General features: G+C 35.7%; 20 protein-coding genes. 4 read left to right on the top strand and 16 right to left on the bottom strand.

All coding sequences use genetic code 11. From position 1 onward, the window contains the following. The 10 genes from JOE44_RS19440 to pdxA all read right to left on the bottom strand — a co-directional run bounded on the left by JOE44_RS19440 (position 1) and on the right by pdxA (position 8,955). Positions 1-987: a hypothetical protein gene (locus tag JOE44_RS19440; RefSeq protein ID WP_209786859.1), complete on the bottom strand. Its 987-nt coding sequence runs from the start codon at positions 985-987 to the stop codon at positions 1-3. A 4-nt stretch (positions 988-991) separates the two neighbouring features. Then, positions 992-1,738 (bottom strand): glycosyltransferase family 2 protein, encoded by a 747-nt coding sequence (locus JOE44_RS19445; RefSeq protein ID WP_105681716.1) that lies wholly within the window; start codon positions 1,736-1,738, stop codon positions 992-994. Between the two features lie 53 nt (positions 1,739-1,791). Beyond that, entirely contained in the window at positions 1,792-2,556 is a 765-nt protein-coding gene (locus tag JOE44_RS19450; RefSeq protein ID WP_209786860.1) for a polysaccharide deacetylase family protein, read from the bottom strand. Between the two features lies 1 nt (position 2,557). After that, positions 2,558-3,340 carry a glycosyltransferase family 2 protein gene (locus tag JOE44_RS19455; RefSeq protein ID WP_209786861.1) on the bottom strand — a complete coding sequence of 261 codons (783 nt, stop codon included), beginning with the start codon at positions 3,338-3,340 and terminating at the stop codon, positions 2,558-2,560. Beyond that, positions 3,341-4,588, bottom strand: a complete 1,248-nt coding sequence (rocD, locus tag JOE44_RS19460) for an ornithine--oxo-acid transaminase (protein WP_209786862.1) — start codon at positions 4,586-4,588, stop codon at positions 3,341-3,343. Positions 4,589-4,914: 326 nt separating this feature from the next. Further along, positions 4,915-6,270, bottom strand: coding sequence for an acetyl-CoA carboxylase biotin carboxylase subunit (gene accC / locus JOE44_RS19465; protein ID WP_047385963.1), 1,356 nt, complete (start codon positions 6,268-6,270; stop codon positions 4,915-4,917). 94 nt (positions 6,271-6,364) lie between these two features. Then, positions 6,365-6,850, bottom strand: coding sequence for an acetyl-CoA carboxylase biotin carboxyl carrier protein (accB, locus tag JOE44_RS19470; protein WP_209786863.1), 486 nt, complete (start codon positions 6,848-6,850; stop codon positions 6,365-6,367). Positions 6,851-6,977: 127 nt separating this feature from the next. After that, positions 6,978-7,181, bottom strand: coding sequence for a 50S ribosomal protein L32 (gene rpmF, locus JOE44_RS19475; protein WP_002976251.1), 204 nt, complete (start codon positions 7,179-7,181; stop codon positions 6,978-6,980). Positions 7,182-7,248: 67 nt separating this feature from the next. Beyond that, positions 7,249-7,779: a DUF177 domain-containing protein gene (locus JOE44_RS19480; protein ID WP_209786864.1), complete on the bottom strand. Its 531-nt coding sequence runs from the start codon at positions 7,777-7,779 to the stop codon at positions 7,249-7,251. Between the two features lie 84 nt (positions 7,780-7,863). Further along, a complete protein-coding gene (gene pdxA, locus JOE44_RS19485) occupies positions 7,864-8,955 on the bottom strand; it encodes a 4-hydroxythreonine-4-phosphate dehydrogenase PdxA (RefSeq protein WP_209786865.1) in 1,092 nt (363 codons plus the stop codon). 48 nt (positions 8,956-9,003) lie between these two features. On the opposite strand from pdxA, the gene JOE44_RS19490 reads away from it, so the two are divergent. From JOE44_RS19490 to JOE44_RS19500, 3 genes are read left to right on the top strand one after another with little or no spacing between them, the layout of a single operon-like run. After that, a complete protein-coding gene (locus JOE44_RS19490; protein WP_209786866.1) occupies positions 9,004-9,588 on the top strand; it encodes a riboflavin synthase in 585 nt (194 codons plus the stop codon). Position 9,589: 1 nt separating this feature from the next. Further along, entirely contained in the window at positions 9,590-11,044 is a 1,455-nt protein-coding gene (locus JOE44_RS19495) for a HAMP domain-containing sensor histidine kinase (RefSeq protein ID WP_209786867.1), read from the top strand. Next, positions 11,044-11,736 carry a methyltransferase gene (locus tag JOE44_RS19500; RefSeq protein ID WP_209786868.1) on the top strand — a complete coding sequence of 231 codons (693 nt, stop codon included), beginning with the start codon at positions 11,044-11,046 and terminating at the stop codon, positions 11,734-11,736. The genes JOE44_RS19495 and JOE44_RS19500 overlap by 1 nt, the downstream gene beginning before the upstream one ends. A gap of 58 nt (positions 11,737-11,794) precedes the next feature. Here JOE44_RS19500 and JOE44_RS19505 read toward each other — a convergent pair whose 3' ends face one another. Together JOE44_RS19505 and rpmH are read right to left on the bottom strand one after the other, a co-directional pair. Continuing rightward, positions 11,795-12,505: an ATP-binding cassette domain-containing protein gene (locus JOE44_RS19505; protein WP_105681706.1), complete on the bottom strand. Its 711-nt coding sequence runs from the start codon at positions 12,503-12,505 to the stop codon at positions 11,795-11,797. 152 nt (positions 12,506-12,657) lie between these two features. Beyond that, complete coding sequence (rpmH, locus tag JOE44_RS19510; RefSeq protein WP_040997588.1) at positions 12,658-12,816, bottom strand: 50S ribosomal protein L34; 159 nt, start codon at positions 12,814-12,816, stop codon at positions 12,658-12,660. Between the two features lie 235 nt (positions 12,817-13,051). On the opposite strand from rpmH, the gene JOE44_RS19515 reads away from it, so the two are divergent. Beyond that, on the top strand, positions 13,052-14,056 hold the full coding sequence (locus JOE44_RS19515) for a bifunctional oligoribonuclease/PAP phosphatase NrnA (protein WP_209786869.1): 1,005 nt from the start codon (positions 13,052-13,054) through the stop codon (positions 14,054-14,056). A gap of 49 nt (positions 14,057-14,105) precedes the next feature. On the opposite strand, the gene JOE44_RS19520 is transcribed toward JOE44_RS19515, so the two are convergent. The 4 genes from JOE44_RS19520 to JOE44_RS19535 form a co-directional block, all read right to left on the bottom strand. Beyond that, positions 14,106-14,909 (bottom strand): patatin-like phospholipase family protein, encoded by an 804-nt coding sequence (locus tag JOE44_RS19520; protein ID WP_209786870.1) that lies wholly within the window; start codon positions 14,907-14,909, stop codon positions 14,106-14,108. Between the two features lie 72 nt (positions 14,910-14,981). Beyond that, positions 14,982-15,764, bottom strand: a complete 783-nt coding sequence (locus tag JOE44_RS19525; RefSeq protein ID WP_209786871.1) for an alpha/beta hydrolase — start codon at positions 15,762-15,764, stop codon at positions 14,982-14,984. A 111-nt stretch (positions 15,765-15,875) separates the two neighbouring features. Beyond that, positions 15,876-16,400, bottom strand: coding sequence for a biopolymer transporter ExbD (locus JOE44_RS19530; protein ID WP_209786872.1), 525 nt, complete (start codon positions 16,398-16,400; stop codon positions 15,876-15,878). A 190-nt stretch (positions 16,401-16,590) separates the two neighbouring features. Continuing rightward, complete coding sequence (locus tag JOE44_RS19535; protein ID WP_209786873.1) at positions 16,591-18,126, bottom strand: T9SS type A sorting domain-containing protein; 1,536 nt, start codon at positions 18,124-18,126, stop codon at positions 16,591-16,593. Positions 18,127-18,204 lie beyond the last annotated feature (78 nt).

The following is an 18,204-nucleotide window of genomic DNA, read 5'->3' on the forward strand; positions in this document are numbered from 1 at the left end:
TCAGTTTTTAGTATCCAGTTCAAAAACTTTATTCACCCAACTATCCAAAGTGTATCTGTAGTAGATTTCTTCCGGAATTTTTTCGTAAGGTCTTTCAAAAAAAGATTTGTCAAGATTACTAATATTTTTGTTTAAAATCAAAATATTATTGGGATTGTAAAAATCATAGGTTTTAATGGCTTCATTATCAGTAATGATTTTCTTTTCCAGAGACATGGCTTCAAAAACTCTGAAGCTGAGTCCATATTGTCCTTCCCGCATGAGATCCAGTAAAACTTTTGAGTTTTTATAATATTTTGGAAGATCATTGTGCGGAATCTTTTTAATACTGAAAATCAGGAAAAGATTCTTAGGTACTGTCATGAAAATATTGGTCAGCTGATGCTTCCAGGATTTTTTTCCAATGATCATAATCTGGAATTTTAATCCGTGCTCAATCAGTTTCTTAGCCAGTAATTTTATTAGTGAAACCCTTCTGTTATCATAAGATGTGATATAAAAAAGGTCCATTTCAGGCTTTTGAGTTTCTTTTGAACAGTGCGGAAGGTAAATGTAATTCGTTAATTTTTCAAATCCGTGCTTTTTGACATCAATATAGTCAAAGGAAAATACCTTGTCAAAAAGATAGAGTTTATCTTCTACAGGAACTCTTTCAAGATTATCATAAAGATAGGTAACCAGACGGTCTGTATACTTGCGGATTTTTTTAAGGGTAGAAAGATCAAATGTATCAGGATTCATCACTAATATTTGATCCTGATGCCCTAGTTTTTCAAGAGAATCCAGTACATATTTCTGTCTTTTTTCAGTCTTAAGATTTTTGTTTAAAAAAGTTTTGCTTAAAGCATTTACAGCTCTTTCATTGAAGTTGGAATGAGTAACAGTACTGATCTTTATATGATGAGCGTCAATACCACGTTTGCATAATGTTTCAACAATATACTTATCATAATCCCAAAAATCATAACTAATGATACAAATCTTCATTCAACTAATTTTGCTCTTTTTTTAATGATTCATAGGTTTCGTAGACGCTTAAAGACTGCAGATAAGATAACTGATAGCCTTCTTTTCCGTCTAAAATACCAAGTCTCATTATATAGGCTTTAAAGAATTTAAAAGCTGTTTTAAGATATTGAACTAAAACATTGTACTTTTTTCCTTTAGCAGCCATTTCTTTCCCCTTTAAAACTCCGTAATGAATCATTTTCTTTTTGTAAGATTCATAATCTGAAACGGAGTAATGGAGTAATTTATTTTTTAAAATTCCAATGGTTCCATTAACCTCCAGAGTTTCATGTACCTTTTTTCCTGCCATATAGATGGCCTTCGATTTTCTGAAGAGTCTGAAATTTTTATCAGACTGAGTTCCTGAAAAATGAATCGGTTTCTGGGCAAAAAAGAATTTCCTGTAAAAATAATAGGCATCCTTTTGCTCGGGTTTATTTAGCTCATCGATAATTTCCTGCTTCAGGGCCGGTGTAATTCTTTCATCACCATCTAAAAATAAAACCCAGTCGTTTGTTGCAGCTTTCAGAGCCAGATTTCTTTGCTTTGTAAAGTCTTCAAATTTATTTTGAATCACCTTTACATTAGAGAATTTCTTCGCAATTTCTACAGTTTTATCCGTACTAAAAGAGTCTACTACTATTATTTCATCACAAAAATCAAAAGACTCAAGGATATCCTGTATATTTTTTTCTTCATTATATGTTATGATTAAACCACTTATATTCATCACAACGATTTGTTTGATAGAGGAGTATGTGAATACTTCCTTATAATTGTTTTTTAAAATAGTTTTAATCTGCCAAAGATAAGTTTTAATTTGAATTTTATAATCGAATCTTTGCCTTTTATATCAATTCTACACAGCTCGTATGGGCGCTGGGTAGGGTAATAATTTACTTTATTTCCAATTCTTACTGCAAATTCAATTCCTATTTTTTTTAAAATGGAAAAAAAAGTTAATTTGTCTTCTTTTTTTTGTGGATATTTTCCATAAGGATATGCCAAAACCTTTGAATACCTGATGTTGTGGACATCGAGGATTTCCATATTTTTTTTTAGATCTTTTTCTATAAAATCAATAGAAACGTTTTTTAAGTTTTCATGGGCATGACTGTGAAGGGCAATCTCAAAATATTTTTTATCCAGACTTCTGATTTCGTCAAAGGTCATCATGGAATAATTGTTATATCCCTTTTCAATAAATCCGGTTGGAATAAAAATAGTAGCTTTCAGATCATACTTTTCCAGTAAGGACGGCAGATATTCAAGATTATTTTTGTACCCATCATCAAAAGTAATGATAATATTTTTCTTTGATGAAATGGTAAGCTCAGAAAAAAAATGAGGAGTATATTTTTTACGGCTTAGATAGGAAAACTGCTGTTCAAGGTTCTTTACACTGACTGTAAGATCTTCATGGCTTTCTTTTTCAACCTGATGGTACATGAGAATGACAAGTCTGTTATGCGGAAAAGCAAACAGATAAAGACGGAAATATATGACGATAAATACCGCCAATAAAACAGGAATAATATACATGATCATACTATTTTACCGTATTTTTTTCAAGTTCCTGGAGTCTTATTTTTTCACGCAATTTAATATATTTCAAAAAAGTGTAATAGGACATCGTTTTAGCAATATAATACCCTGGAAATCCATCCAGAAAACCCAGTTTGAAAATAAAAACCTTGATAAATTCAAACATTGGGCTTACAATGATTTTAAATCTATTGATTTTTTTTCCTCTTTCAAACATTTTTTCAGCCATCATATCAGAATATTTATTGATTTTCAAGACATGATGGTGAATGCTTTTGTAAGTATAATGATTCAGTTTTCCTTCGAGAAGCCCTACTTTTTCATAGGTAATCAAAAATTCATGAACTTTATCATGAGAATATGCTGCATATTCTTTTCTGAACAGCCTTTCACGGCATACATTTCCCCAACCTCCATGTTTGATCAGGTGAGTCCCTAAATGATTGTTGAATGCAGCCTTATACACATTGAATTCTGTGCTTGCTGAAGAAACGATCTTCTGTATAGATCTTTTCAGATTTTCATCAGGAACTTCGTCAGCATCCAGAAACAGTACCCATTCATGGGAACATAAATTAAGGGCATGGTTTTTTTGTTCACCATACCCGTTAAATTTTTTCTCAAAGAATTGTACCTGCGGATATTTTTGAGTGCAGATTTCTTTTGTCCTATCTGTTGAAAAGCTATCAACAATGATAATTTCATCAGCTATATCTATTAATGAATCTAGAAGTCTTACGATATTTTCTTCTTCATTATAAGTGATGATTGCAAGGGAGAGAGCCATTTATTTATACTCAAGAATAGTCTTTTCAATAATCTTCACGCAATCCAGTAACTGCTCTTCAGTAATTACCAATGGTGGTGCCAGTCTGATGATGTTACCGTGGGTAGGTTTTGCCAGCAATCCGTTTTCTTTCAATTTCAGGCAAAGATTCCATGCAGTAGAACTTTCGGGAGTATCGTTGATCAGAATAGCATTTAAAAGTCCTTTTCCTCTTACTTTGGTAATAAGGTCTGACTTTTCAATCAGCTTTTCAATTTCAGATCTGAAAAGTTTTCCTAATTCTTCAGCTCTTTCAGATAATTTTTCTTCAGCTACAACATCTAGTGCTGCTACTGCAACTGCACATGCAATTGGGTTTCCTCCAAATGTAGAACCGTGTTGTCCAGGTTTGATCACATTCATGATGTTGTCATTCGCTAAAACAGCAGATACAGGATACATTCCTCCGGAAAGGGCTTTTCCTAAGATTAAAATATCCGGTTGTACATCTTCATGATGACATGCAATAAGCTTTCCTGTTCTTGCAATACCGGTCTGAACTTCATCAGCAATGAATAAAACGTTGTACTTTTTACATAGTTCAGCAGCATTTTTAAGGAAGTTTTCATCCGGAACATATACTCCGGCTTCCCCTTGAATTGGTTCTACAAGGAATGCTGCAATATTTGCTGCTTCTCTGCTAAGAACTTCTTCCAGTGCTGCAATATCGTTGTAAGGAATTTTGATAAATCCTGGTGTAAAAGGGCCATAATTTTGGTTGGCATCCGGATCGTTAGAGAAAGAAACAATGGTTGTTGTTCTTCCGTGGAAATTGTTTTCGCAAACGATAATTTTCGCTGCATTTTCTGAAATTCCTTTTACTTCATAACTCCATTTTCGGGCTAGTTTTACAGCTGTTTCTACTGCTTCAGCTCCGGAGTTCATAGGTAAAACCTTATCAAATCCAAAAAGAGTTGTTATTTTCTGTTCATATTCTCCTAATTTAGAGTTGTAGAATGCTCTTGAAGTTAGAGCTAGTTTTTGTGCCTGTTCTACCAATGCTCCTACAATCTTAGGGTGAGAATGTCCTTGGTTCACAGCAGAATATGCTGAAAGAAAATCATAGTACCTTTTACCTTCCACATCCCAAACGAAAACACCTTCTCCGCGATCCAGAACTACTGGAAGTGGGTGGTAATTATGCGCTCCATGTTTGTCTTCAAGGTCAATAAAATACTGCGAGTTTTTTGTTTGTTCTGCTGTTGACATATATTTTGGTTTTCAACAAATTTACGCAATATTAATGATATGCATAAACAAATGCCTAGTGACGTTTTGGGGTATAATTGAAGGAGATTTTAGGGCGGAATAATGTGGTATTGGAAAATATTTTCTCTGTTCGCAGACGGTTATAGGTATTATATCTTTATCGTGATGAAATTTTATTTTCTGTATGGGTATCAATTTTTATGAATGAAGAGGAATAGATGCAGGAGTGGCTTCTCTGAGATTTTTAACGGAAAATTTTAAACTGATCAGCTAAAAACAAAAACTGCCTCAAAAAGAGGCAGTTTCATTTTTATTTTAAAATAATCTTAGTGATTATCGTATTTTCTGTCCATTACAAAATCCTCCATGAATTTTGTAGTATAGTTTCCTGCAAGATAATCTTCATTATCCATCAGTTGTCTGTGGAAAGGAATGGTTGTTTTCACTCCTTCAATATAGAATTCCTCAAGAGCACGTCTCATTTTTGCAATGGCTTCTTCACGGGTCTGAGCCGTAGTGATAAGCTTAGCAATCATTGAATCGTAGTTAGAAGGAATACTGTATCCGGAATATACGTGAGTGTCTACTCTGATTCCGTGTCCGCCAGGGATATTTAATCCTGTGATTTTTCCTGGAGATGGTCTGAAGTCTGCATAAGGATCTTCTGCGTTGATTCTACACTCGATTGAATGTAATTTAGGGTAATAATTGATTCCTGAAATAGGAGTTCCTGCAGCAAGAAGAATTTGTTCTCTGATCAGGTCATAATCAATTACCTGTTCAGTAATAGGGTGCTCTACCTGGATTCTTGTATTCATTTCCATGAAATAGAAATTTCTGTGCTTGTCTACAAGGAATTCAATAGTCCCCACACCTTCATATCCAATGAATTCAGCAGCTTTTACAGCAGCGTCACCCATTTTTTCACGAAGTTCGTCTGTCATGAAAGGAGAAGGCGTTTCTTCAGTTAATTTCTGATTTCTTCTCTGTACAGAACAGTCTCTTTCAGAAAGGTGGCAAGCTTTACCGAATTGGTCACCCGCAACCTGAATTTCAATGTGTCTAGGCTCTTCAATCAGTTTCTCCATATACATACCTCCGTTTCCAAAGGCAGCTACAGCTTCCTGAATAGCAGATTCCCAGTGGTCTTTAAGGTCTTCAGCTTTCCAAACCGCTCTCATCCCTTTTCCACCACCACCGGCAGTTGCTTTGATCATTACCGGATATCCTGTTTCTTCCGCTACTTTTACAGCATGTTCGTAAGATTCGATCAATCCGTCAGAACCAGGTACACATGGTACACCTGCTGCTTTCATGGTTGCTTTAGCATTAGCTTTATCACCCATTTTTTCAATCTGCTCAGGAGAAGCACCGATAAATTTGATACCGTTTTTCTGGCAGATTCTTGAGAAGTTAGCGTTTTCAGATAAGAATCCGTAACCTGGGTGAATAGCGTCAGCATTGGTAATCTCTGCTGCAGCAATAATGTTAGGGATTTTAAGATAGGAGTCTTTACTCATTGCAGGGCCAATACATACCGCTTCATCAGCAAATCTTACGTGAAGACTGTCTTTATCAGCAGTAGAGTATACCGCAACAGTTTTGATCCCCATTTCTTTACAAGTACGTAAAATACGCATTGCAATTTCGCCACGATTGGCTATTAATATTTTTTTGAACATCTCTCCGAAATTTTAAATTATAAATTTTGAATTTTAAATTATTTTAAATGAAAAAAGATTCATCTAAAATTTATAATCTGTAATCTAAAATTCCTTAAGATGGATCTACTAAGAATAAAGGTTGGTCATACTCTACAGGAGTAGCATCGTCAACTAAAATTTTAACAATTTTTCCGCTGATTTCAGATTCAATCTGGTTGAATAGTTTCATTGCTTCAATAACACAAACTACTTTACCAACAGAAACATCATCACCTACATTTACAAATACATCTTTATCAGGAGATGGTTTTCTATAGAAAGTACCAATCATTGGAGACTTGATCGTTACATATTTGCTGTCATCAGATGCAGCTTCAGCTTTCTCAGCAGCAGGTGCAGCAGCCTGAGTTGCAACAGGTGCCGGAGCAGCTACTGCTTGTGGAGCAGTGTGGTATACTGCAGGTTGTGCGTAAACAGTATCGCTTCCAGCTAATGGAGTTTTAATAGTGATTTCGAAATCTTTAGTCTTGTACTTCACTTCTGAAACTTCAGCTTTAGATACAAACTTGATAAGATTTTGTATGTCTTTAATGTCCATAAATTTGATATTTGATTTTGGGTCAAAGATACCAAAAAAACGTAAAAAACAACAAAAAACCGCCAAATTTTATCAAAATTGGGCGGTTTTTGTATTAAAATGAGGCTTTTTCAATGAAAAGCGACTCTTAGTTTTCTTCAGTAGCAGCTACTTCTTTTTCCAATACTACTTTACCTCTGTAGTAAAGTTTTCCTTCATGCCAGTGAGCTCTGTGGTATAGGTGAAGCTCTCCTGTTGTTGCATCTTTAGCTAATTGAGGAACTACAGCTTTGTAGTGAGTTCTTCTCTTATCTCTTCTTGTGGACGATTGTCTTCTCTTTGGATGTGCCATTTTCTAATAACTTTTTTAATTGATGAGCGATGAGATTCATCATCTCATCATATTTAAATTATTCTATTTAATTATTGTCTTTTAATTTTCTTAAAGCATCCCATCTAGGGTCACTTTCATGTTCTTCTTCTTCAGTTACCTCAATATCTTTAGGACTGAACTGGTCAAGAATTTTAAGATCTTCATCACTTACATTGGGTGAAATCTTTTTCATCGGGATAGAAAGCATTACATTTTCATAAATCAAATGTGCTACATTGAAAGCATGCTCTGCGGTAGGAATAGTAATAACATCTTCATTGCTGTCATCATATTCTTCCCCGAAATTCACCAAAATTTTGATTTCATTTTCAATAGGATAGTCGAAATCTTCATTTGTGATATCACAAACTAACTCAACCCATCCATTAATTTTAATCTCAAATTCCAGAAAAGTAGTGTGTTTATCAAGTGATACCTTCACTTCTATTCTAGGATTTGTAAATTCCTGCTCAGTGTCAAATAATTGAAAGAACGTATTATCTATCTCAAACTTGAACTCGTGTCTTCCGTTTTTAAGTCCGGAAAAGCTTACGTCATAGTTTCTTAACTTGTCCATAAAATGAGTGTGCAAAAATATGCATTTTTTTTATAATAACAAATAAAATCTGAAACAAATTAATTTAAAATTTGTTTTAAAGATTTATGCTTCAGTTTCCTCTGGTAGATCTTCGTCTATTCCGTTGTCTACAGTTATTTTTCTAGGCTGCAGGCGGTCGCTCATCAGTTCTCTGTATTCACTTCTGTTTTTGAAAACTTTGATAGCCGTGAAGATCGCTTCTGTGAAACTTTGTTCATCAGCGATGTTTTTTCCTGCGATATCATAAGCAACTCCGTGATCGGGAGATGTTCTGATAAAAGGAAGTCCTGCGGTATAATTTACTCCTTCTTCGTACGCTAATGTTTTGAAAGGAGCCAGCCCCTGATCATGATACATTGCGAGTACGGCATCGAAATTTTTGTATTTGTTCGGTTGGAAAAAGCTGTCTGCAGGGAAAGGTCCGAATGCCAATATTCCGTTGTCAGAAAGTTCTTTAATAGTGGGGCTGATAATTTCAATTTCTTCATTTCCGATAACACCGCCGTCTCCTGCGTGAGGATTTAACCCCAATACCGCAATTTTAGGCTTTTGAATACAGAAATCCTCTATAAGAGTCTGATTTAATACCCTGATCTGTTTCTTTATTTTTTCCTTGGAAATATTTTCAGCTACCTGAGCAATAGGAATATGATGGGTGGAAACAGCTACTTTAAGATCTTCAGTGACAAGGAACATTAATCCCTTTTTGCTGAATTTCTCTTCAAAATATCCAGTGTGTCCGGCGTGTTTAAAGCCCATTTTTACCATCTCATCTTTGTTGATAGGAGCGGTTACCAGTACATCAATATCTCCTTTCATCAAAGCTTCAGTAGCCGCTTCTAAAGAATCAATCGCCATTTTTGTGGATTCTTCAGTAGGAACTCCCAATTCTACATTCACGTTTTCTTTGGTAAGGTTAACCATATTGAGTTTTCCTACCTGTGCCTGTGAGGCCTCGTTAACATAGTTGAAGTTAAGATTCAGCTTAAAAATATTTTTCTGATAAGTGAATAATTTTCCCGAACCAAAAATTACAGGAGTGAAAAAATCTGTAATAGTTTTGTCTTTCAGAGACTTCATGATGATCTCCGGACCGATGCCGTTGAAATCACCGATTGAAATTCCTACTCGTACTTTATGGTTTTTTGGGCTCATTTTGATTATCTTTGAAGATTATAATTTACAAATTTAGCAAAAAATAATATGTTCACAGGAATTATTGAAGCAGTTGGTGTTATTGAGAAGATTGAAGAAAAAGGAAGCAATATAGATTTCACCCTGACATGCCCCTTTACAAACGAACTTAAAATTGATCAGAGCCTTGCACACAACGGCTGTTGCCTTACAGTTGTGGAGATAAAAGACCATCATTATGTGGTTACAGCGATCAATGAAACACTGGAAAAGACCAATCTTGGAAAATGGGAATTAGGAACAGTTGTGAATCTTGAGCGTTGTATGAAGATGGATGGGAGACTGGATGGTCATATTGTTCAGGGACATGTTGATAAAACCGGTGAAGTGGTGAGTATTGAAAATAAAGACGGAAGTTATTTTATCACCATGAAATATGAAAATGACGGAAGTTTTGTGACGGTACCTCAGGGGTCAATTACAGTAAACGGGATCAGTCTTACGGTTGCTAAAAGCGAAGACGATCAGTTTTCCGTAGCCATTATTCCTTATACTTGGGAATTTACGAATATGAAACATTTGAAAATTGGTGATACAGTAAACCTGGAATTTGATATTATTGGTAAGTATATTGCTAGGTTAATTAAAAAGTAGAATGTCAATAAACAAGTATAAAGGATATAGCTTAAGGAATCGGGTGTTCTTCGGTTTCTTACTGGTATGTTTTTTAAGTGTCGTTGCTACATCTCTTGTCCCTTACTTTGTGCTGAGAAATCATTCTTTGCAGCAGAGTAATATCGATATGCAGGACAAGACCAATGCGGTAATGCGGTATCTGGACTATGCGGTAAGTCAGACACTTATAGAAACAAAAGACCTTCCGGAAGTTTTAGGGAATAAAATCTTTGAAATAGCGGATATCAACCAGCATGATATTTTTATTTATGATCTGAAAGGACACTATTTGCTTTCCAATAAAGATGAAGGTTTAGTTGAGCAGAAAACAATTCCTATAGAGATTATCAATAAAATCCTGTCTACTGATGCAAGAGTAGATATGATTAATTATGATGCTGCCAAAGATGCTAAGCTTACTTCTTCTTATCTTTTGTTGAAAAACAATGAGCTTGAACCCATCGGAATTGTTTATATCCCTTTATACCACAATGAATCTGCTTATCTTGAAGTTCTTCATCAGTATGTAAAATATATTCTTTTAGTCGATATATTCCTTATTCTTTTTAGTATATGGATCAGTTGGGTTACGTCTAACAGCCTTGCAAAAACCATTACGAAATTTTCTGATATGATTACCCGTATTACATTGTTTGAAAATGAAATGCGTCCCATCAGGTACTATAAAAATGATGAACTTAATGCTTTGGCGAGAGCTTATAACAGAATGATTCTGCAGATTCAGGACCAGAAAGAAAGACTTAGGTTCAAGGCATCTGAAGAAGCGTGGAGAGAGATGGCTAAGCAGGTGGCTCATGAGGTGAAGAACCCATTGACTCCAATGAAGCTGACCATTCAAAATTTTGAAAGAAAATTTGATCCTGAAGATCCCAATATCAGAGAGAGAGTAAAACAGATGAGTAAAACGATTGTAGATCAGATTGACCTGATTGCTACTGTAGCCTCGGCATTCTCAGAATTTGCGAAACTTCCTGAAAAAAATAATGAAGTTATTAATCTGAATACTGAAGTTGAAGACATTCTCCGTGTATTTAATGATGACAGTATTTTCATGCATGCCAACAAGACGAATATTATGATCAATATGGACAGAATTTATCTTTCCAGGATTATAACCAACCTTGTTACCAATGCGAAACAGGCGGAAAGTGATGAAAGAAAACTGATCATTAATGTAGATGTGGAACAGCACCAGAGACGAGTGATTATTTCTGTTCAGGATAACGGAATAGGAATTCCTGAAAATATGTACGAAAGAATCTTTGAACCGAATTTTACTTCTAAAAGCAGTGGAATGGGGCTGGGGTTGTCTATGGTGAGAAAAATGATTGAAGATTATAAAGGAGAGATCTCTGTAAAATCTGAAATAGGAAAAGGGTCTACCTTCATTATTACACTGCCTACCAATTTATAGTGAAACCTTTTACCTTTAAGCAATTTAAAATTGAGCAGTCTAAAGATGTCTTCCGTGTAGGAACAGACGGGGTTTTGCTTGGCGCTTTAGCTAGTATTGAAAGTGCTTCCAGTGTTTTGGAAGTAGGAACGGGTACAGGCTTAATTTCTCTTATGCTGGCCCAGAGAAATCTTCATGCTGAATTTTTGGGACTTGATATTAATGAAGATGCAGCAAGGCTTACCAGACTTAATTTTGAAAACTCTCCTTTTCATACAAGGTTGCAAAACAGACATCAGGATTTTAAAACTTTTGAAACGAAAGATCAGTTTGATCTTATTGTTTCCAATCCTCCATATTTCGAAGAGTCGGGGTCTGAAAAGGATAAAATTGCCCGTCAGACGATTGAGTTAAACTTCGTGCAGCTGATATCCAAAGCATCTCAGCTTTTATCAAAAGGTGGGATTTTTTCTGTCATTATTCCTGTTGAGGCTGGAGAACTTTTTGTTTCAATTGGGAAAGAAAATAATCTGTTTCTGATCCGAAGAGTGCATATCAAAGGAATTGAAAATTCAAAAGCAAAAAGGCTGATTCTGGAGTTTTCATCAGAAGAAAAAGACATTGACGAATCGGACTTTATTATAGAAAAAAGTCCGAGACAATACTCGGACCCATATCTTGAACTCACCAAAGAGTTTCATGTTTTTAAGTGAAGAAGTTAGAAATTAGATTTTAGAAGTTAGTTATTTCTGAACTCTTTATTTTTTATTCTTATTCAAATAACTCAGATGTATCCAATACAGAAACTTTCCCGTCTTCACATCTGATGGCTTCACCAGGGAAGTTTTGAATCATATGATAATCATGTGTTGCCATTACTACTGCAGCGCCATTTTCAAGAGCTACCTGCTTTAACAGGGTCATAATTTCGTTGGAAGTTTCAGGGTCAAGGTTTCCTGTAGGCTCATCGGCTAAGATAAGATCAGGGTGGTTAAGAAGAGCTCTTGCGATGGCAATACGTTGTTGCTCTCCTCCGGAAAGTTCGTGAGGCATTTTGTGCTTTTTGCTTTTCATGTTCACGCTTCCTAAAACCTCATTGATACGGTCTTCTATTTTTACTTTGTCATTCCATCCAGTAGCTTCAAGAACAAACTTCAGGTTCTTTTCAACTGTTCTGTCAGAAAGTAACTGGAAATCCTGGAATACGATTCCTAGCTTTCTTCTAAGATTGGGAATGTCAGATGGTTTTAGTTTTGCCAGGTCAAATCCTACAACAGCTCCGTGTCCTGATGCCAATGGAATGTGTCCGTAAAGCGTTTTCAGAAGAGAACTTTTTCCGGAACCTGTTTTTCCAATAAGATAACAGAATCTACCTTTTTTAATGTTAAGATTTACATCAGAAAGCACAGTGAAGTTTTTTTGGGCAATCTTTGCGTTTTGTAAACTTATGATGTTTTCTCCGGAGATATTTGTATGTGGCATAATTTAATTTTAAAGACTATTTCTAACAAAAATATTTCAACTTTTAAAAATAGAAAAAGATGTTGATACAGCCTAAATTTTAGTAAATTTTAACAACAAAAAATGCCTGAAAAGGAACTTCTCAAGCATGTTTTGTATATGATAATGTAGAATTATCTCTTAGCGCGTGATGCACTTACAGTTAAACTCTTTCTGCCTTTAGCTCTTCTCGCAGCCAAAACTCTTCTTCCATTTGGCGTAGACATTCTTTCTCTGAAACCGTGTTTGTTTCTTTTCTTTCTTTCTGATGGCTGGAATGTTCTTTTACTCATTACTATATGTTTAAATCGTAATTAATCTATTAATTTTCAGGTTGCAAAGATATATAAATTTTTATAAGTTACAAATTTTATATATCTTTTTTTAAAATTAAATGTTGCGTTTTTCAGTCGGGTATTGACAAACCCTCATGGAAAAACCATTTTCCGGTACAAAAATAATATTTAAATGATTTATATAAAAGCTCTATCTTTGAAAACTTTAATTTTAACGAAAAATAAACACCGGATGTTTACACCAGCAGAACTTTTAGATATCAATACATTACTTACCCAGGAGAGCAAAATAGTTATCCTTACCCATTACAATCCGGATGGAGATGCTATTGGGTCAAGCTTGGGATTGAAACATTATCTGAAAGCCAAAGGAATTCATGCAGAAGTTATCGTACCTAATGATTTTCCTAAGTTTCTGAAATGGATGCCGGAATCTAAAAAAGTTATCATTGCTGAGTACAAAAGAAAACTGGCTTCTGATATGATTGCAGGAGCAGATGTTATTTTCTGCCTGGATTTTAATTCTCCTTCAAGAATCGGATTGTTGGGAGACTGGTTGGTAAAAGCTCCGGGAAAGAAAATTCTTATTGACCACCATCAGCAGCCGGAAAAATTTGATTTCGTTTATTCTGATACGGTAATTCCTGCCACTTCACAGATGATCTATCATTTCATTGAGGCAATGAATGATGAAAAACTGGTGAATCAGGATATGGCGGAATGTCTTTATACCGGAATTATGACGGATACTGGAGGTTTCCGTTTTCGTTCTACAAGTGCTACCACGCACAGAATTATTGCCAATCTTATTGAACATGGAGCAGATCCTGCCATGATCACCTCTAATACCTGGGATACCAACACAGTTTCCCGACTGCATTTACTTGCTTTGGTTCTGGGAAGAATTGAGGTAGTGAATGAGGGAACAGTAGCTGTATTAAGCCTTACAAGAAACGAGCTTAAAGAATTTGGATTCCAGAAGGGAGATACGGAAGGATTTGTTAATTATGGTTTAAGCATTGCCGGAGTGAAAATGTCTGCATTCTTTATGGAAGATCTGTATGAGGATTTTGTTAAAATTTCATTCAGAAGTAAAGATGATGTGGATGTGAACCAATTCTCAAGAAAATATTTTAATGGTGGAGGGCACATCAATGCTGCCGGAGGGAAATCTTTGGATTCTTTAGCCGGAACTATCGTGAACTTTAAAGCTAAAGTAAAAGAGGAAGGGTTATAATGGGATGAAAAGCTGAAATAGCTTATCCATTCCCGGTTTCTTAAACTTATTAACTTTTGCGAAACCCTTTTTCTTCAAGTTCCAGACAGGTATATTCGTAGACCTGCTGAAACATTTCATCCATATACCTTTTGTTGAAAAGACTGTACTTCGTCATTTTAGGCGGATCTAAAAATATATTGCAGTATTTCGCTTTAGAATACACGGATTTTGCGATGGCCAAATGGAGAATCCTGTCAAATTCTTTCATAAGACTCATTTTATTGAGTTCATCATAGCTGATCGAGTTCACATGGGATGCAATCAGGAAGTTGCATTTGTCCATAATAGGCTCAATGGGAAGATTGTCAAGAACGCCGCCATCCACATAAATTTTTTCACCAATTCTTACCGGAGGAAGGATGAAAGGAACACTGGAAGAAGCCAGCAAGGGACCGAAAAGTTCTCCTTCAGAAAAAAAGTCAACAATACCATGAGTCATCTCTGTGGCTGCAACATACATAGGGATTTCTAAAATACTGAAATTGTCTTCCGGGAAATAATCTTTGAAAAGTTTTAAAATAAAATTAGAACTGAAAATTCCATTTTTTGATAATTTTAAAGCTGATCTGGAGAAAAAAGAGGTTTGTCTCACAATTTCCATCATCTCATCCGGTGTTTTTCCAAAAGAATAAAAAGCGCCAATGATAGATCCCGCACTTGTTCCGGAGATAATGTGCGGCTTCAGGTTGTATTCTTCCAGCGCTTTCAGTACGGCAATATGGGCAATTCCACGCATTCCTCCGCCTGAAAGTGTAAGTCCGATAACCGGTGGTGCCGGTGGTTTCTTTTTTTTGAATGAGAATAAAGCCATTACAAAAATTATCCTCTACTAATATACAGGATTTTTTATTAAACACGGCTTTAATATATGATGAAAACAATGTTATAAGACCAGCTTCTTAGGAAGATTATGAAGAAGTTCTGTATTGATGATTTCAGCACAGATACCCGGTTTTTCCCAATGCCCGTTGTGTCCGCAGTCCAGGATATAAGATTTGATATTGGTTCTGTCCGGAAGATGTTTAATCATCATGTCGGTTTTTACAGCATTGTCATGTTTCCCTGCCAATACTAAGATTTTTGCTTCCAGATTTTCCAGAACATGTTTTTTGTCGGTTCTTTCTACCATACCTTTTACACAGGCAAGTGCCCCCATATTGTTGGTGGAAAGTGCGGTTTCAAGAGCGGTTTCAATTTTCCCTTCCAGGATATCTCTTTCATTCGGATTGAATAAGTTGGGAATTCCGGCTCTGGCATAGTGGGCAAATGCATCCTTTATAATTCTGTAGCTTTTGATACGCTGTTGTTTTTTCTCTTCATCATCCGGAAAGTAAGTAGAGAAAAATAACGTTAAAGTTTTTAAAGAACTGGGATATTTTTCAGCAAAGGCAAGCGAAGTATAGCCTCCCATGGAATGTCCCAGAAGGTGAACTTTTTCTAAATTCTGATGGTCTAAAACTTTTTTTACTTCCTCAGCCATCAATTCCATGGTGTGAACTTCAGCCTGAATTTCAGACTGTCCGTGGCCGGGAAGGTCAATTTTGAGCAGTGAAAAATCTTTAGAAAGATGAGACTCCATATCGCTCCAGATGGTCAGGTTTTCCATAAATCCGTGCAGAAGTACTAAAGTTTCTTTTCCGTTTCCTTTTCTTTCAAAGTTTAGCATAATTCCAAAGTTATAGAAGGTTAAAATAATACAGCAGGTTGCGTGCTGCGGATCTGTTTCTCCTTTCAAATTTAGTCAAAAAAAGAGCATTTTTACAATGCTCTTCGTCTTTTATTGAGTTAATTCCTTGTAAATCTTTGTTTCCCAAGGCTTGATATCTGTTACGCCATATCGTTCCTTTTTGGAAATAGCAAGATTGTCCAGCATGTCTACAAAATTCTTATAATTAGCTTCATCTGTTGGTTTTACAATAACAGTGAAGTTGTTGGGAACCGGAGCATTTTTATAGGCTTCAGCAATGATTTTTGAAATTTTTATTCCACTGAAATCAGTTTCTTTAAGGGTTCCTGCATTTAAATCTTTAGCATTGCTTTGATGATAAAATACACGGTTGTCTTTTCCAAGGATAAAGGTAATCTGATTTTTATCTCCTATTACCGGAATATCCTTAGGGTGAGGGTTAGGATCTTTTGCCGGTAATCCCAGATCCATTACGTTGGGTTTTGTAAAATTGGTAGTGAACATAAAGAATGTGATGAGCAGGAATCCCAAATCTACCATAGGAGTCATATCTACTCTGATCATTTTTTTCTTTTGTTTGCTGCCTTGTTTTTCTTGTGCAATTACTTCTGCCATGATTAATGTTTTTAAATGTTAAACGGTATTTTTTTTGAATAATTCTTACAAAACACATGCCTTGTTTGTGAAGTAATCAATAGATTCATGAATTTATTGATTGTTTTTGTGCTGAATTTGAAAAAAAATCCTGTTTCTTTTACTCTTTTTATGATATTGAGTTTGAATGGCTGAAATATTGACAAACGGCTTACCTGTTTACTGTTATTTTCTTTGAAAGAATGATTCCGTTTTTATTTTTTATCTGTACCATGTAAATTCCTTCAGAGAATGTATTGGTATTGATTTTTATTTTTTTCTCATTATACTTTTGAGAGAATATTTTTCTTCCCGACATATCGATAATATCAATACTGCTTTCCTGTGGCAGATGATCTGCATAAAAGAAATCTTTTGCCGGATTGGGGTAGAGGTTAGGTTGAGCAGTCTTCTGGCTTTCTGAAATTCCTAATTGTTCCTGATTTAACTTAACTACCCAGGCATCAAGTAAACCATGATTTCCTGTAACATCTCCGTCTATAGATTCTGTACTTCCTGAAATAATATAACCATTATCATCAGTTAGCTCTACAGCAGTTAAGTTTTCATAATTACTCCCTCCTAGAGTCTTTTCCCATTTCAGATTTCCGTTACTGTCCATTTTTATGATCCAGCAATCATTATTTCCATGATTTCCGGTTACCTGTCCGTTATTGGAAGCAGTCCAGCCCGCAAAAATGTAATCCCATTCGCTTGTCTGCCGGATTGCTATGCCATTATCATGAGCACTTCCTCCAAAATATTTATCCCACTGAGGAATACCATTACTATTTAATTTTACCACCCAATAATCAGGAAGTCCGTTTTCAGAATGCAAAGGATTAAAAGAAGTTCCCGCAACAATGTATCCGCCATCAAAAGCCTGCTGTACAGAAGAAGCTATATTATTACTATTATTTCCTAATGTTTTTTGCCACTGCATATTTCCTGCGTAGTTCAGTTTTACTACCCAAAAGTCGTAACCGCCATTGTTTCCGGTAACATGACCGTTATTGGAAGTTGTAGATCCCGCAATAATATATCCACCATCAAACGTTTGCTGTACAGAAGAGGCTTGGTCGCTGCCGCTTCCCCCTAATGATTTTTGCCATTCTATATTTCCGCTATTGTCTAATTTTACAACCCAGTAATCCTGTCCTCCCTGGTTTCCACTCACATCTCCATCATTAGAGCTTGACCAGCCGACAGCAATATATCCGCCTTCAACGGTCTGTTGAATAGACAGAGCCTGATCGAGATTACTCCCACCTAAAGACTTCTGCCATTGTATATTTCCATTAGCATCCATTTTTACAATCCAGAAGTCATAGTTTCCATGATACCCGGTAATATCTCCATCATTTGAGTTGGATGATCCGGCAACAATATATCCCCCGTCTATAGTCTGTCGGATAGATTGTGCAGTATCCAGATTACTTCCCCCGAGAGATTTTTGCCATACTATATTTCCGGCCGAATCAAGTTTTATGATCCAATAATCTCCTTGTCCGTGGTGGCCGCTCAAATCTCCATCATTGGACATAGAGTTTCCTGCAACAATATATCCTCCGTCAGAGGTTTGCTGGATAGCATTTGCGGATTCACTCTGGCTGCCACCCAATGCTTTCTGCCATTGTATAGAAGGAGCAGTTTGGGCTGTTATTATTGAAAAAGTAAAGAATAAAAGAGTAGATGTTAAATGTTTCATATGTATTTGAATAAGTGATGGTTATTCAAATGTAATTAATTTTGTACTACGTTTGGTGTTTTATTGTTTATTTAATTC

This window comes from Chryseobacterium sp. PvR013 (assembly GCF_017833095.1).
GTDB lineage: Bacteria > Bacteroidota > Bacteroidia > Flavobacteriales > Weeksellaceae > Chryseobacterium > Chryseobacterium culicis_A.

Excerpts from the sequence above, each read along its gene's own strand:
- pdxA (WP_209786865.1), bottom strand. The coding sequence starts at position 8,955 with ATGAGCCCAAAAAACCATAAAGTACGAGTAGGAATTTCAATCGGTGAT.
- JOE44_RS19505 (WP_105681706.1), bottom strand. The coding sequence starts at position 12,505 with ATGCCACATACAAATATCTCCGGAGAAAACATCATAAGTTTACAAAAC.
- rpmH (WP_040997588.1), bottom strand. The coding sequence starts at position 12,816 with ATGAGTAAAAGAACATTCCAGCCATCAGAAAGAAAGAAAAGAAACAAA.
- rpmF (WP_002976251.1), bottom strand. The coding sequence starts at position 7,181 with ATGGCACATCCAAAGAGAAGACAATCGTCCACAAGAAGAGATAAGAGA.
- JOE44_RS19530 (WP_209786872.1), bottom strand. The coding sequence starts at position 16,400 with ATGGCAGAAGTAATTGCACAAGAAAAACAAGGCAGCAAACAAAAGAAA.
- JOE44_RS19445 (WP_105681716.1), bottom strand. The coding sequence starts at position 1,738 with ATGAATATAAGTGGTTTAATCATAACATATAATGAAGAAAAAAATATA.
- accC (WP_047385963.1), bottom strand. The coding sequence starts at position 6,270 with ATGTTCAAAAAAATATTAATAGCCAATCGTGGCGAAATTGCAATGCGT.
- JOE44_RS19495 (WP_209786867.1), top strand. The coding sequence starts at position 9,590 with ATGTCAATAAACAAGTATAAAGGATATAGCTTAAGGAATCGGGTGTTC.
- JOE44_RS19440 (WP_209786859.1), bottom strand. The coding sequence starts at position 987 with ATGAAGATTTGTATCATTAGTTATGATTTTTGGGATTATGATAAGTAT.
- rocD (WP_209786862.1), bottom strand. The coding sequence starts at position 4,588 with ATGTCAACAGCAGAACAAACAAAAAACTCGCAGTATTTTATTGACCTT.
- JOE44_RS19455 (WP_209786861.1), bottom strand. The coding sequence starts at position 3,340 with ATGGCTCTCTCCCTTGCAATCATCACTTATAATGAAGAAGAAAATATC.
- JOE44_RS19480 (WP_209786864.1), bottom strand. The coding sequence starts at position 7,779 with ATGGACAAGTTAAGAAACTATGACGTAAGCTTTTCCGGACTTAAAAAC.
- JOE44_RS19450 (WP_209786860.1), bottom strand. The coding sequence starts at position 2,556 with ATGATCATGTATATTATTCCTGTTTTATTGGCGGTATTTATCGTCATA.
- JOE44_RS19525 (WP_209786871.1), bottom strand. The coding sequence starts at position 15,764 with ATGCTAAACTTTGAAAGAAAAGGAAACGGAAAAGAAACTTTAGTACTT.
- JOE44_RS19520 (WP_209786870.1), bottom strand. The coding sequence starts at position 14,909 with ATGGCTTTATTCTCATTCAAAAAAAAGAAACCACCGGCACCACCGGTT.
- accB (WP_209786863.1), bottom strand. The coding sequence starts at position 6,850 with ATGGACATTAAAGACATACAAAATCTTATCAAGTTTGTATCTAAAGCT.
- JOE44_RS19535 (WP_209786873.1), bottom strand. The coding sequence starts at position 18,126 with ATGAAACATTTAACATCTACTCTTTTATTCTTTACTTTTTCAATAATA.
- JOE44_RS19515 (WP_209786869.1), top strand. The coding sequence starts at position 13,052 with ATGTTTACACCAGCAGAACTTTTAGATATCAATACATTACTTACCCAG.
- JOE44_RS19490 (WP_209786866.1), top strand. The coding sequence starts at position 9,004 with ATGTTCACAGGAATTATTGAAGCAGTTGGTGTTATTGAGAAGATTGAA.